The sequence below is a fragment of the Limnobacter thiooxidans genome (assembly GCF_036323495.1).
Lineage (GTDB): Bacteria > Pseudomonadota > Gammaproteobacteria > Burkholderiales > Burkholderiaceae_B > Limnobacter > Limnobacter thiooxidans.
On record NZ_AP028947.1, the window covers coordinates 165562 to 177765 of the forward strand.

General features: G+C 55.5%; 11 protein-coding genes. 7 read left to right on the plus strand and 4 right to left on the minus strand.

Translation table 11 applies throughout. The features are described 5' to 3' along the window. Window positions 1-14 precede the first annotated feature (14 nt). Complete coding sequence (locus RGQ30_RS00720; protein ID WP_130557117.1) at window positions 15-1298, plus strand: OmpP1/FadL family transporter; 1284 nt, start codon at window positions 15-17, stop codon at window positions 1296-1298. A 570-nt stretch (window positions 1299-1868) separates the two neighbouring features. Here the strand turns inward: RGQ30_RS00720 and RGQ30_RS00725 are convergent. Further along, entirely contained in the window at window positions 1869-2591 is a 723-nt protein-coding gene (locus RGQ30_RS00725; RefSeq protein WP_130557116.1) for a nitroreductase, read from the minus strand. A gap of 119 nt (window positions 2592-2710) precedes the next feature. On the opposite strand from RGQ30_RS00725, the gene RGQ30_RS00730 reads away from it, so the two are divergent. Then, on the plus strand, window positions 2711-4222 hold the full coding sequence (locus tag RGQ30_RS00730; RefSeq protein ID WP_130557115.1) for a flavin-containing monooxygenase: 1512 nt from the start codon (window positions 2711-2713) through the stop codon (window positions 4220-4222). Window positions 4223-4342: 120 nt separating this feature from the next. On the opposite strand, the gene RGQ30_RS00735 is transcribed toward RGQ30_RS00730, so the two are convergent. The 3 genes from RGQ30_RS00735 to RGQ30_RS00745 all read right to left on the minus strand — a co-directional run bounded on the left by RGQ30_RS00735 (window position 4343) and on the right by RGQ30_RS00745 (window position 6043). Next, the gene (locus RGQ30_RS00735) at window positions 4343-4762 is read right to left on the minus strand and encodes a hypothetical protein (protein ID WP_130557114.1); all 420 of its coding nucleotides are present in this window, start codon (window positions 4760-4762) and stop codon (window positions 4343-4345) included. A 179-nt stretch (window positions 4763-4941) separates the two neighbouring features. Continuing rightward, window positions 4942-5448, minus strand: a complete 507-nt coding sequence (locus tag RGQ30_RS00740; RefSeq protein ID WP_130557113.1) for a D-Ala-D-Ala carboxypeptidase family metallohydrolase — start codon at window positions 5446-5448, stop codon at window positions 4942-4944. A gap of 94 nt (window positions 5449-5542) precedes the next feature. Then, a complete protein-coding gene (locus RGQ30_RS00745; protein WP_130557112.1) occupies window positions 5543-6043 on the minus strand; it encodes a hypothetical protein in 501 nt (166 codons plus the stop codon). A 212-nt stretch (window positions 6044-6255) separates the two neighbouring features. Between RGQ30_RS00745 and RGQ30_RS00750 the strand changes: the two genes are divergently transcribed. From RGQ30_RS00750 to RGQ30_RS00770, 5 genes are all read left to right on the plus strand, one after another. Beyond that, window positions 6256-6936, plus strand: coding sequence for an exopolysaccharide biosynthesis protein (locus RGQ30_RS00750; protein ID WP_130557111.1), 681 nt, complete (start codon window positions 6256-6258; stop codon window positions 6934-6936). A 103-nt stretch (window positions 6937-7039) separates the two neighbouring features. Then, the gene (locus RGQ30_RS00755) at window positions 7040-7648 is read left to right on the plus strand and encodes a 2-hydroxychromene-2-carboxylate isomerase (protein ID WP_130557110.1); all 609 of its coding nucleotides are present in this window, start codon (window positions 7040-7042) and stop codon (window positions 7646-7648) included. 2 nt (window positions 7649-7650) lie between these two features. Next, window positions 7651-9261, plus strand: coding sequence for a carboxyl transferase domain-containing protein (locus RGQ30_RS00760; protein ID WP_130557109.1), 1611 nt, complete (start codon window positions 7651-7653; stop codon window positions 9259-9261). 60 nt (window positions 9262-9321) lie between these two features. Then, window positions 9322-10125: an enoyl-CoA hydratase-related protein gene (locus RGQ30_RS00765; RefSeq protein ID WP_130557108.1), complete on the plus strand. Its 804-nt coding sequence runs from the start codon at window positions 9322-9324 to the stop codon at window positions 10123-10125. A gap of 19 nt (window positions 10126-10144) precedes the next feature. Then, window positions 10145-12202, plus strand: a complete 2058-nt coding sequence (locus RGQ30_RS00770; RefSeq protein ID WP_130557107.1) for an acetyl/propionyl/methylcrotonyl-CoA carboxylase subunit alpha — start codon at window positions 10145-10147, stop codon at window positions 12200-12202. Window positions 12203-12204: the final 2 nt, after the last annotated feature.

Consider the following 12204-nt stretch of genomic DNA (forward strand, 5'->3'; position numbering starts at 1 on the left):
TGAAACCCGGCAACATGAACACACTAAAACTCAGCCTGGCCACTTTGTTGGCCCTGTCTTTTACAGCAGCGCACGCCACCAATGGTTATTTCTCGCATGGTTATGGCACCAAGTCCAAGGGTCGCGGGGGCGTTTCCCTGGCCATTTCGGATGACACCATGGCGGGTGCAACCAACCCGGCCTTGTTTGCCGATTTGAACAATCGGATTGATGCGGGCTTCGACGCTTTTGTACCCAGGCGTGGTGCAGAGCGTACCAATGGCCCGTTGGGGCAGTTTAATTTTAACGAGCGCAGCGACCGCAACCTGTTCATCATTCCTGACTTCGGGATGAGTAAAAAACTCAGTCAAAAACTGACTGTGGGCGTAACTGTGTACGGCAACGGTGGCTTGAATACGGATTACCAGGAAGGGGACAGCACGGCCTGTGTGAACAACCTGCCGACGGCGCGTGGTAACCCGTTTTGTGGCCAGGGGTCAGCGGGCGTGAACCTGGAGCAGTTGGTGATTGCACCCACGCTGGCCTACCGTTTGAATGAAAACCACGCATTCGGATTTTCACCCCTGTTTGTTTATCAGCGTTTTTACGCGGAAGGGCTGCAGCTGTTCGGCACGCTGGGTTACAGCAGCGACGCCAACCGCTTGACCAACGAGGGCACCAGCACCAGCAATGGGCGTGGTTACCGGGTGGGGTACTTCGGCACCTTTGGCAGTTTGCAGGTGGGGGCAGCCTATTCGCCCCGTGTGGACATGAACAAGTTTGATGAATACGCGGGGCTGTTTGCCGGGCAAGGTGATTTCGACATTCCTACGAATTACGGTGTGGGGGTTTCGTGGCGCCCCACCCGCAAGTTGATGCTTGCCGCCGATGTGACCAAGATCAAGTTCAGTGAAGTGCCGGCGGTGGGCAATTCCAGCCGGACTGCCGCCCCGTTGTGCAACTGCCTGGGCGATGAAAATGGACCAGGCTTTGGCTGGCGTGACGTGACAGTGAAAAAGTTGGGCCTGGAGTACCAAGCAACCCGAAACTTGTTGCTGCGGGCGGGTTACAACAAGGGTGACAACCCGGTTACTGAAGAGAATGTGACATTCAACATTCTTGCGCCGGGTGTGGTCACCAAGCATTACACCTTGGGAGCCACTTATCGTTTGAGTGAGGCCACCGAAATTTCCGGGCACTACATGCGTGCACCAACCGTGCGGGTTCGCGGGGAATCGGCTTTGCCGTTGCCCGGTTTGCGCGAGTCGATTGATATGGAACAGGAATCGCTGAGCGTGTCGGTGGGATTCAACTACTGAGCCCCTCCGTTCTGCATTCTGAAAACTCGCCTCGGGTTCATGGCTTGCTCAGCGTGCCTTGCTCATTTCGCACTGAAAACCGCTGATCCCTTCTTGAACGAAGGCTTTGCATTCACATGAATCCGACAATAAAGACGGTCGGATTCATGTGTCGCGCAACGCGCGAGCATTCAAGCCTTGTTCAAAACGGGCGGTTTTCCTGAATGTGCGAGATGAGCAAGCGCACTGCCAGGAAAGCTCTGACGCAGCGGGTTCATGCGGACAGCGCCAACCTATCACAGTCGCGTCCACTCGTGCGCGATGTATCACCGACAGGTTTCAGCCCAATCGGCAGCGAAGTTCCGATCGTTTCGCCATTCAAGAAAACCTGCCCGATTGACCCGGTACGCTGCGTGGGCCCGAAGGGCGCCACCGAAATCGGCCATCTGTTTTGCCGATTTCGGTGAGCAGTGTGACGTGGTCAAAACGGGATCAACAGGTTTTCAGGCGAACGATTGTAATTCGCGCCGAGTGGGCATTCAAACCAGCCAGTGAGCGGTTCGCGCCGAGTGAGCCTGATGCCGAATGGGCTCAACGCCGAGTCGGTAGCATCAACTCGCTCGCCGCAATTTTCTCTGGCTGAAACTTGTTCACCGGCACATCAAGTTCATAGCCAATCGCAACGCCACACAGCAGCTTGTATTGCTTTGGAATGTCGAAGTGCTTGTCCAGCGGCGAGCGGAACAGGCCCAGTGCGCCTTGCGCGCAGGTACCCAAGCCTTCATTGGTGGCAGCCAGCATCAGGCTTTGCAGAAAAATACCTGCATCCAATGCACTGTAAATACCTACCCCTTCGTGGACAAACACAAACGCAGCGGCTGGGGCACCAAACAGGCGGAAGTTCTCGGCCATGGCTTGGTCGCGGGCCTTCAGATCGTTACGCGCCACACCCAATACACCGTACAGGCCCTTGCCACATTCCACCCGGCGGGCTTGAAGGTCTTTGGGGTAGTTCACAACCGGCTTCACATCCCCGTCTGGAATGCCCTTGTTGCGGGTAATCAATCCCTTGATCTGGGCCAGCTTGCCGCCGCGTTGCAATTTGATGGTTTCCTGAAAACGCGCATACAGTTCGGTACGCAGACTTTCCAGCACATCGCCCGTGGCCACAGCAATTCTGTAGGGGTGTGTGTTTGACCAACTTGGTGACAGTGCAGCCTGTTGAAGTAGCCGTTCCAGCACGTCTTCGGGCACAGGCGTGGGTGCAAAGGCACGAACGCTGTGGCGGTTTTTCAATGTGTCAAGAAATTCCATTTTCCCTTGCTCTGTGTAATAGTTAGCCCAGTTTAGAGTATTTATTACTAGCCAACAGACCCGGCTCGCCACTATTCTCTCAACTGACAATACAAAAAGTCACATAAGGGGACAACACAATGAACAATCCACACGTAGACGTAATGATTATTGGTGCCGGTCTGTCGGGCATCGGTGCAGCATGCCATATCAAGCAGAATTGCAAGGGCAAGTCGATCCGCATTCTGGAGCGTCGCAAAGCGATTGGCGGCACATGGGACTTGTTCCGTTACCCCGGCATCCGTTCCGATTCCGATATGTTCACTTTGGGTTACAGCTTCAAGCCCTGGAAGGGCGAGAAAGTGCTGGCCAACGGCCAGGAAATCCGCGAGTACGTGACTGAAGCCGCCAAGGAACACAATGTCACCAAGGACATCGAGTTTGGCTTCAAGGTCACCAGCGCCAACTGGGATTCCTCTGCCAACCAGTGGACCGTTGAAGGTATTGCCGAAGAAACCGGTGAAAAGCAGGTGTACACCAGCAACTTCCTGTTGGGCTGTACTGGTTATTACAACTACGACAAGGGCTACAGCCCCGAGTTTCCCGGTCTTAAGAATTTCAAGGGGCAGGTGATTCACCCCCAGCAGTGGCCTGAAAACCTGGACTACGCAGGCAAGCGTGTGGTGGTAATTGGCAGTGGCGCGACCGCCATTACCTTGGTGCCTGCCATGGCCGATAAGGCCGAGCATGTGACCATGCTCCAGCGTTCACCCACTTACATTGCGTCCATCCCGTCGGTTGACCCTGTTTCGGTGGTGTTGAAGAAGTTCATGCCCGACACCTGGGTGTACAACATCGGCCGTGCACGCAACATTGGTTTGCAGCGCCTGATTTTCAAGCTGAGCAAGGAGCGCCCGAAAGCCATCAAGCGCCTGCTGCTGAGTGCAACCCGTGTGCGCATGGGCAAAGACTTCGACATGAAGCACTTCACGCCGAGCTACAACCCATGGGATCAACGCCTGTGCGTGGTACCCGATGGCGATTTGTTCAAGGTGCTGAAAAAAGGCAAGGCCGACATCGTGACCGACCACATTGATACCTTTATCGACAAGGGCATCAAGCTGAAAAGTGGCCAGGTGCTTGAGGCGGACATCATTGTGACCGCGACTGGCCTGGACTTGCAGATTCTGGGTGGCATGGGCGTCACCGTGGATGGCAACGAGCTGAATGTGGGCGAAGTCATGAGCTACAAAGGCGTCATGATGAGCAGCATCCCCAACTTTGCCATGGTGTTTGGTTACACCAATGCGTCCTGGACCTTGAAAGCCGACTTGGCTGCCGAATTCGTTTGCCGCGTGATCAACCACATGGACAAGAACGGATACAGCCGCGTAGTGCCCAATGCCGAAGGTGTTCAGGCAGACGACACGCCAATGTTCGACCTGGAAGCAGGTTACATGAAGCGTGCTGCTGACCGCTTGCCCAAGCAGGGGCCAGAAGCGCCGTGGACCGTGGTCAACAACTACCTGGCTGACCGCCCCGTGTTGAAAAAAGGCAAACTTGAAGATGGTGTTCTGGAATTTGCGAAAGCAGGTTCAGGCACTGCCAAGAAAACTTCAAGCCGCAAGGCACCTGCAAAACAGGCAGCTTGATCAGGAAAATGAAGCTGAATAATCAGATCGAATAGTTCATCGGAAGATTCAGGCATTCACATCAACAGCCGGTTGCTGAGCAACCGGCTGTTGTTTTATGAAGCGCTAGAAGTTTCCAGATCAAAAGTTTCTGTCCACTTCCCTGATTTGCCGGTCGTCTACCTCCACCCAGCCCTTTGACTGATTAAGCTCTATTTTGATCCAGCTTTCTGTTTCAGGTGGATTCAACAGTTGCCAAGGGTTTCCCGAGTCTGTGGGGCAATCTCTGCTCTCATTAACGGTCTGTTTAATTTTTATCAGGCAGTTGCCTTCTGACATCCACATTAACAGGGTCGGCTGATCCGTCGCGGTAAGGGTTCTCTCGACCCAAGCAATGGATTCGTCGTAATACATTTCCTTGGTCAACTTTTGAATTGCGCCAAAATTTCTGGTTTGAACTGAAAGATCGCCTGAAATCTGGATTTCTCCTGTCTTGATGACCTTGGTGACGACATCATCAAACGGCAGCACCTGTTCTCCCGAAATGGATTCGGTGCCCACAAGCGAAGACTCCCTATTGGGTAAGTCCAGCAACTTGATTTGAGTCCCCGTGATTTTGTATTCCGGTTTGCCCTCTCCAAGAAAGTTTTCGTACACAAATGACGGTGCCACAGCAGGACGTTCAACTGAGCATGCGCCAGTGGCCAGCAAAACCATTGTTTTGAGCAGAACGCGCACAGTTACTTTACCTTTGCAGTTGGAGGAGCAAGCAAAATACCGGGGTGATAAATCTGTGATCCTTTGAATTTGGTTAGAGCATGATTGCGGTTGTTGTGTGAATAAGAGCAATGAACCCAGCCCGAATGCGGTGAGTTTGGCAAAAAGTGCTCAAGAATCAATTGATCGAAGATCAGGTTGGTTTTTATCCACATTGCTACTTCATGAACAGTATGGCCCTGCACCCGAAAATCAACAGCTTCTCCACGGGAATGTTGGGAGTTGTTGGAGCCTCCTACTGCTTTGTTCACCGCCGGGCTTCTATAGCCGCTGTGAATTGTCACCTTTTGTTCAAAATGTTTGCGCACAGGCTCCAGAATGTGTTCTGCCACTTTACGCAAATTGGCGATTACACTGTTGTCTTGAGGGATGTTTGAAACACCACTATTTGTTTTGGTGAGATCTTCAAGATTGAAATGAACTGAAATACAGTTGGGCAACTTTCCGTCGCAATAGTGTTTAGTTTGCATTGGAGGCAATGGCGTGGAAAATGATGAAGTCGAAGGTTAACAAGGTCGTCTTTAGACACCAAACATTACCCCACCCTGATTAATCCCTCTCCACCTAAAACCCGCTTCGGTATCCCAAGCGGTTCAAGCCCCGCGCAGCGCGTATCGCTCTTTCACCGCGAAAAGGCACGGCCTGTTCCACCATCTCGACCGAAAACTGGCCGCCCAAGGGCGAGTCAAAGCGTCCACTGTCAAATCCGCTATTCAGACCACGGGTGGCGCGCTGGGCACGTGCAGTGCGAAATTCGGCTACCTGTTCCTTATCCACTTCGAAATTGCCGCCCAGCGGTGTTTCAAGCGTGCTGGTGTCAAAGCTGTCCAGGCTGCGGTTCAGGCCCAGCAGGTCGGTCCGGCCAATGGTGAACAGCGCCTTGCCCAGGGGAAAGTTGCCTTGTGCGCGAATGGTGTCCCGCAGTGTATCCACGGCAAGTATTTCTTCACCGTGAATAAAATAGTCGATCGGCCGGAGCACATCCGGAAATCGCTCTGCCTGTGCTGGCAGGCTCATCAATGCGCTGCCAGCAAGTACAAGTGAAATACAAATTCGTTTGAACATGACAACTCCTCGGATCCATGGGAAATCATCATCTAGAGTGATATCCATGTAGTGACTCATGGTTCAGTTATAGAACGGGTCAAGGTTGATGTCCATCGGGCATACCCTTCACTCGAAAAGGGTAGGTTTATGCGCCAATCGCATTCACATCACCTAAGATAGACGGGTTTCCGCGGTATACCTACCGCGCCAAATGACCCATCAACCCCTGATTGAGCAATCTGTTGAACCCCTCCGAAGAGCACGATGATGTCCTGAAGGCATTGCCCTACGCCTGGCGGCGAGTGGTTCTGTTCGCTGACAACATGGCTCAGGCCAAGGTGGCCGATGCCATTGGCCGCAGCCCCAAGCAGCAACTGACCTGGATCGGTTTGGCTGCCCTGCCCCTGTTGTTGCCTTTCGGAATTCCCGGTATTGCCACCAGTCTGGGTTACCTGACCTTTCTGTTGGGTTTGGGTTATGCGCTGGGGTTCGGTATTCCCATTCCAAAATCAGTGGGTGAAAAGCGTTTGCCGCCCAAAGCAGCCAGCGTGCTGAAAAAGCTGTTGATGGTGTTCATCACCAGGGTTGCCAAGCACAGCAAGCCGCGCCTGTTCATCATGAGCCATCCGCGTATGCGCCCTTTAAACGGGCTGGTGTTGGCTTTCGCCGGGTTGACCATGGCCGCACCAGTGCCTTTTGCATCCTTTGACAATGTGCTGCCGGCTGCCGCCATGGTGTGCATTACGTTTGGCTTGCGGGTGCGCGACGGTCGCCTGGTGCTGGCCGGTTATGTGTTCACGCTGTTGGCTGCCTTGCTGGTGCTTCTGCTTTGGTGGGGCGGGTATGCCGTTTTTCTGTGGGTGTCAAAGCAGCCTTGGGCCAGCCAATGGTTGGGTTGGCTTTTTTCCTGACAAGGCGCAGGTCGGTGTGCGAACTGCACCTTATGTCTCCACTTAGTGTTCAATAAGTTAGATAGAATCACAGGAACACCCTAATCTGGAGCCGAAAAGCACCATGACTACCAAACAAACGATTGATTTCTATTTCGACCTGACCAGCCCTTACAGCTACGTGGCCGCTGAGCAAATCGAAGACATTGCCGCCGCCGGCAACCGTGTTGTGAACTACAAGCCCACCTTGTTGGGTTTTGTATTCAAAAGCACGGGCAACAGCGCACCGATGATGAACCCGGCCAAGGGCAAGTATTCTGCGAAAGACTTCGCACGCACAGCCCGTTTTCATGGTTTGGAAATCAATTGGCCCAAGAAATTTCCGATCAACGCCACTGTGGGTTCACGTGCCATTTTGCAAGTCATCAACACCCAGCCCGAAAAGGCCGGTGAGCTGACCCGTGCCCTGTACAAAGCCTATTTTGTCACCGGGCAAGACATCACCGAGGAAGCGGTTGTGGCTGAAGTGGCCAGCTCGATTGGGCTGGACGGTACCGCTTTGGTGGCGGGTACACAGGACGAGTCCATCAAGGAACAAATGAAGAACGCCGTGCAGGAATCCATTGATGCAGGCATGTTTGGTGCACCCTACTTCGTGGTGGACGGCGAGGCATTCTGGGGTCAGGACCGCATGGAGCAATTGCGCCGCTGGGTTGTTGAAGGACCGTTTTAAGCATGGCAATTCTCGATTCCAGCCAGGTCAAAAACCGGCCCGATTTTGCAGCCAACCACGCCGCCCTCAAAAAGCTGGTGGATGAGTTAAAGGCCAATTTGGCCGTGGTGGCCCAGGGCGGTGGCAAGGTGGCCAATGAACGCCACACCGCGCGGGGAAAATTGCTGCCGCGCGAACGCGTGGCTGGTTTGCTTGATCCCGGTTCGCCTTTTCTGGAGCTTGCCCCCCTGGCTGCCTGGGGTTTGTATGGCGGCGCGGCACCCGGTGCAGGCGCCATTGCAGGCATTGGTCGCGTCAGCGGTGTGGACTGCATGATTGTGTGCAACGACGCCACGGTGAAAGGCGGCACGTACTACCCGCTTTCCGTGAAAAAACACCTGCGTGCGCAGGAAGTGGCGGCCGAGAACAATTTGCCCTGCATTTACCTGGTGGATTCCGGCGGGGCCAACCTGCCCAACCAGGATGAAGTGTTTCCCGACCGCGATCACTTTGGCCGAATTTTCTTCAACCAGGCCAACATGAGCGCGCAAGGCATTGCGCAAATTGCCGTGGTCATGGGCAGTTGCACCGCCGGTGGCGCTTACGTGCCCGCCATGAGCGACGAAGCCATTATTGTCAAAAACCAGGCCACGATTTTTCTGGGTGGGCCACCCCTTGTGCAGGCCGCCACGGGTGAAATTGTCAGCGCCGAAGAACTGGGTGGTGCCGACGTGCACACCCGTTTGTCTGGCGTGGCCGACCACCTGGCCGAGAACGACCAGCATGCGCTGGAAATTGCCCGCCGCATTGTGGCCAATCTGGGTCGCCCGGAAAAACGTTACCCCTGGGCTTTGAGTGAATCTCGGGAACCCCTCTACAGCGCCGAGGAAATTTACGGCATTGTGCCCACTGATGCGAAAAAGCCGTTCGACGTGCGCGACATCATTGCCCGCGTGGTGGACGGCAGCGAATTCGATGAATTCAAAGCCCGTTTTGGCAGCACGTTGGTGTGCGGCTTTGCCCGCCTGTATGGCATGCCCGTGGGCATTGTGGCCAACAACGGCATTCTGTTTTCCGAGTCGGCCCAGAAAGGGGCGCATTTCATTGAACTGTGCTGCCAGCGAAAAATTCCGCTGGTTTTTTTGCAGAACATCACCGGCTTCATGGTGGGCAAAAAAGTTGAAAACGAAGGCATTGCCCGCCACGGTGCAAAAATGGTGATGGCGGTGGCGTGCGCCAAGGTGCCCAAGTTCACCGTGGTGATTGGTGGCTCATTTGGTGCCGGTAACTACGGCATGTGCGGCCGTGCCTACAGCCCGCGCTTCATGTGGATGTGGCCCAATGCCCGCATCAGCGTGATGGGTGGTGAGCAGGCTGCGGGCGTGTTGGCCACGGTCAAGCGCAACCAGATTGAGGCCAAGGGCGGCAGCTGGAGCAAGGAAGAGGAAGCCGAATTCAAGGCCCCCACCCTGAAACAGTTTGATGAGCAAAGTCAGCCCTACTACGCCACCGCACGATTGTGGGACGACGGCCTGATCGACCCGGCCGACACGCGCCGCATCCTTGGCATGGCGATTTCTGCCAGCTTGAATGCCGACATTCCGGAAACAAAATTCGGCGTGTACCGCATGTAAGCGGGCACAGCAAAAAATGCACCAAAAGAACATAAAGCACAATAAAAATACGGAGACGCTATGACTGAAACTACAGAGAAGCCCGTGATTGAAACCCGCAAGGGAAAATCCGTGTGGCTGACCCTGAACCGCCCGCACATCAAAAACGCGATGAATGGCGAAATGATCGCCATGCTGGTGGAAGCCTTCCAGCGTTTGGGCGCTGACCCCGACACCCGCGCCATTGTGTTGGCGGCCAATGGCGATGCCTTTTGTTCTGGCGCCGATTTAAGCTACATGATGCAAATGGCCCAGCAGGCTGCGGCCTCAAACACCAACCAGCAAAGCGCTGTCACTTTGACCAGCCTGTTCCGTGGCATTGCCGAATGCCCCAAGCCCGTTGTGGCGCGTGTGCATGGCCTGTGCCTGGCCGGTGCCACTGGTTTGGTCAGTGCAAGCGACATCATCGTGGCCAGCAACAACGTGAAGTTCAGCCTGCCGGAAGTCAAGCGCGGTTTGATTCCTGCCACCATCAGCCCTTATGTTGTGCAGGCCATGGGTGTGCAGGCGGCCCGCCGATATTTCATTACAGGCGAAACATTTTCTGCGCAAAAGGCCTATGAACTGGGCATGGTGCATGAACTGACCACGCTCGAGAAGCTGGATGCAGCGCTGGACAGCATTCTTGCAGAACTCGACAGTTGCGCCCCCGACGCCATGGCGGCTTGCAAGAAACTGGTTCGCGATGTGTCACGCATGGACATCACTGCCGATGAAACCCATGCCGATGTGGCTGCCCGACTGGCCGCCGTGCGTGGCAGTGCCGAAGCCGCCGAGGGCATGATGGCCTTCATGCAAAAACGCAAACCACAGTGGGTTGGCTAACCAAGGACCACAACAAAACATGTTCACCAAGATCCTGATAGCCAACCGCGGCGAAATTGCCCGACGAATCAACCGCACCGCGCAAGCCATGGGCATACAAACCGTGGCGGTGTATTCCACGGCCGATGCGCAGGCCCTGCATGTGCAGGAATGCAATGAAGCGGTGTGCCTGGGCGAGCCTGAAGCCGCCCTCAGTTACCTGAACATCGAGAAAGTGATCGCCGCTGCCCGCCGAACTGGTGCGCAGGCCATTCACCCCGGCTACGGTTTTCTGTCTGAAAACGCGGCCTTTGCACAAGCCTGTGCCGACGCGCACATTGCATTCATCGGGCCCGGTGTTCAAGCCATTCGCACCATGGGTAGCAAAAGCGAAGCCAAGGCCTGCGTGCAACCCGCCGGTGTTCCGCTGATTCCCGGTTACTTTGGTGCAGATCAAAGCCTCGCCACCCTTCAAGCCGAAGCGCAGCGCATTGGTTTTCCGCTGATGATCAAGGCCGTGGCAGGCGGGGGCGGCAAGGGCATTCGCATTGTCAACAACGAAGGTGAATTGCCTGCTGCGCTGGAAAGCTGCCAGCGTGAAGCCCGCAACGCTTTTGGTGATGCCACGGTGATGCTCGAGAAGCAAATCATCAACCCACGCCACGTGGAAGTGCAGGTGTTTGCTGACACCCATGGCAACGTGGTGCACCTGTTTGAAAGGGATTGTTCAGCCCAGCGCCGCCACCAGAAAGTGATCGAAGAAGCACCAGCCTTCGGCCTGACCGAGGCCCAACGCAAAGCCTTTGGCGACACAGCCGTGCAGGTGGCCCGTGCGGTGAATTACGTGGGCGCAGGCACGGTGGAGTTTTTGCTGGATGCCCGCGGCGAATTCTATTTCATGGAAATGAACACCCGCCTGCAAGTGGAACACCCAGTCACCGAGATGATCACCGGCTTTGACCTGGTGCAGTGGCAAATTGAAATTGCTGCAGGCTTGCCCTTGCCGGCCACGCAGGAAACCATTCACATCGACGGCCATGCTTTTGAAGCGCGCCTGTATGCAGAAAACCCCGACCAAGGCTTTCTGCCCGCCATTGGCACCGTGGAATTGTGGGAAGCACCCGAAGCCATTGAATTCCACACCGGTACCCATGCCGGCCGAACTGCTGGTGTTCGGCTTGATTCCTCCATGCGTTCAGGCCTGGCGGTGTCACCGTATTACGACCCCATGGTGGGCAAACTGATTACCTGGGCACCCACCCGCGCGGCTGCCCTTCAAAAACTGGCCGATGCGCTGGCGCGCCTGCGTTGCGTGGGCGTGAAGAACAACATCGCCTGGCTGCGCAGCCTGTGCCTGCACCCGGAGTTTGCGGCGGGTGGTTATGACACAGGTTTGATTGACCGGATGACCCTGGCTGCAACACCGGCTACCACGCCGACAGGAATCGATCCGCAAACCTTGACCGCACTGGCCGGCCTTGCCCGCTGGGCATTGCACCAGCAAACAATCGCCCGTTCACACAAAACAGGCACCGACCCATTGGCTGTGCTGGACGGCTTTTACTCCAGCGCACCGCCTTTGCGTGAAGACCGCTGGTTGCAGCGCGACCAAAGCATGGTCAGTCACAGCCACGTTTCAATACAAGGCCAGCAGGCGCTGGTTCAATGCAGCGAGCACAGCCTGAACTGCCAGTTGACTGTGGTCAGTCAGCCGTACCCCTTGCCCCGCCTGACTGGCCTGTTGACCACTGGCCCGCATGCAGGTGACTGCTTTGACCTGATCTGGCATGGCGACAACCTGAGCCTGCACGTGGGCACCGAACAAACCAGCCTGCAGTGGCTCAACCCGGCACACATTCGCGCTGATCAGGGGCATGATGGGCAAGGTGTAGCTGCCCCCATGCCTGGCAAGGTGTTCGCTGTGTTTGTCAAAGTGGGCGACACCGTAAAGAAAGGTCAACCCTTGATTGGCTTGGAGGCCATGAAAATGGAACACACCCTGAACTCGCCCTGCGACGGCGTGGTGGAATCGATTCCCCACCCGGTTGGCGACCAGGTCACGGAAGGCACCGAACTGATTCACTTTTCAAAAGACTGACC

What these genes read in the sequence shown, in the direction of transcription:
- RGQ30_RS00720 (WP_130557117.1), top strand. Translation starts at nt 15, where the DNA reads ATGAACACACTAAAACTCAGCCTGGCCACTTTGTTGGCCCTGTCTTTT.
- RGQ30_RS00725 (WP_130557116.1), bottom strand. Translation starts at nt 2,591, where the DNA reads ATGGAATTTCTTGACACATTGAAAAACCGCCACAGCGTTCGTGCCTTT.
- RGQ30_RS00730 (WP_130557115.1), top strand. Translation starts at nt 2,711, where the DNA reads ATGAACAATCCACACGTAGACGTAATGATTATTGGTGCCGGTCTGTCG.
- RGQ30_RS00740 (WP_130557113.1), bottom strand. Translation starts at nt 5,448, where the DNA reads ATGCAAACTAAACACTATTGCGACGGAAAGTTGCCCAACTGTATTTCA.
- RGQ30_RS00745 (WP_130557112.1), bottom strand. Translation starts at nt 6,043, where the DNA reads ATGTTCAAACGAATTTGTATTTCACTTGTACTTGCTGGCAGCGCATTG.
- RGQ30_RS00755 (WP_130557110.1), top strand. Translation starts at nt 7,040, where the DNA reads ATGACTACCAAACAAACGATTGATTTCTATTTCGACCTGACCAGCCCT.
- RGQ30_RS00760 (WP_130557109.1), top strand. Translation starts at nt 7,651, where the DNA reads ATGGCAATTCTCGATTCCAGCCAGGTCAAAAACCGGCCCGATTTTGCA.
- RGQ30_RS00765 (WP_130557108.1), top strand. Translation starts at nt 9,322, where the DNA reads ATGACTGAAACTACAGAGAAGCCCGTGATTGAAACCCGCAAGGGAAAA.
- RGQ30_RS00770 (WP_130557107.1), top strand. Translation starts at nt 10,145, where the DNA reads ATGTTCACCAAGATCCTGATAGCCAACCGCGGCGAAATTGCCCGACGA.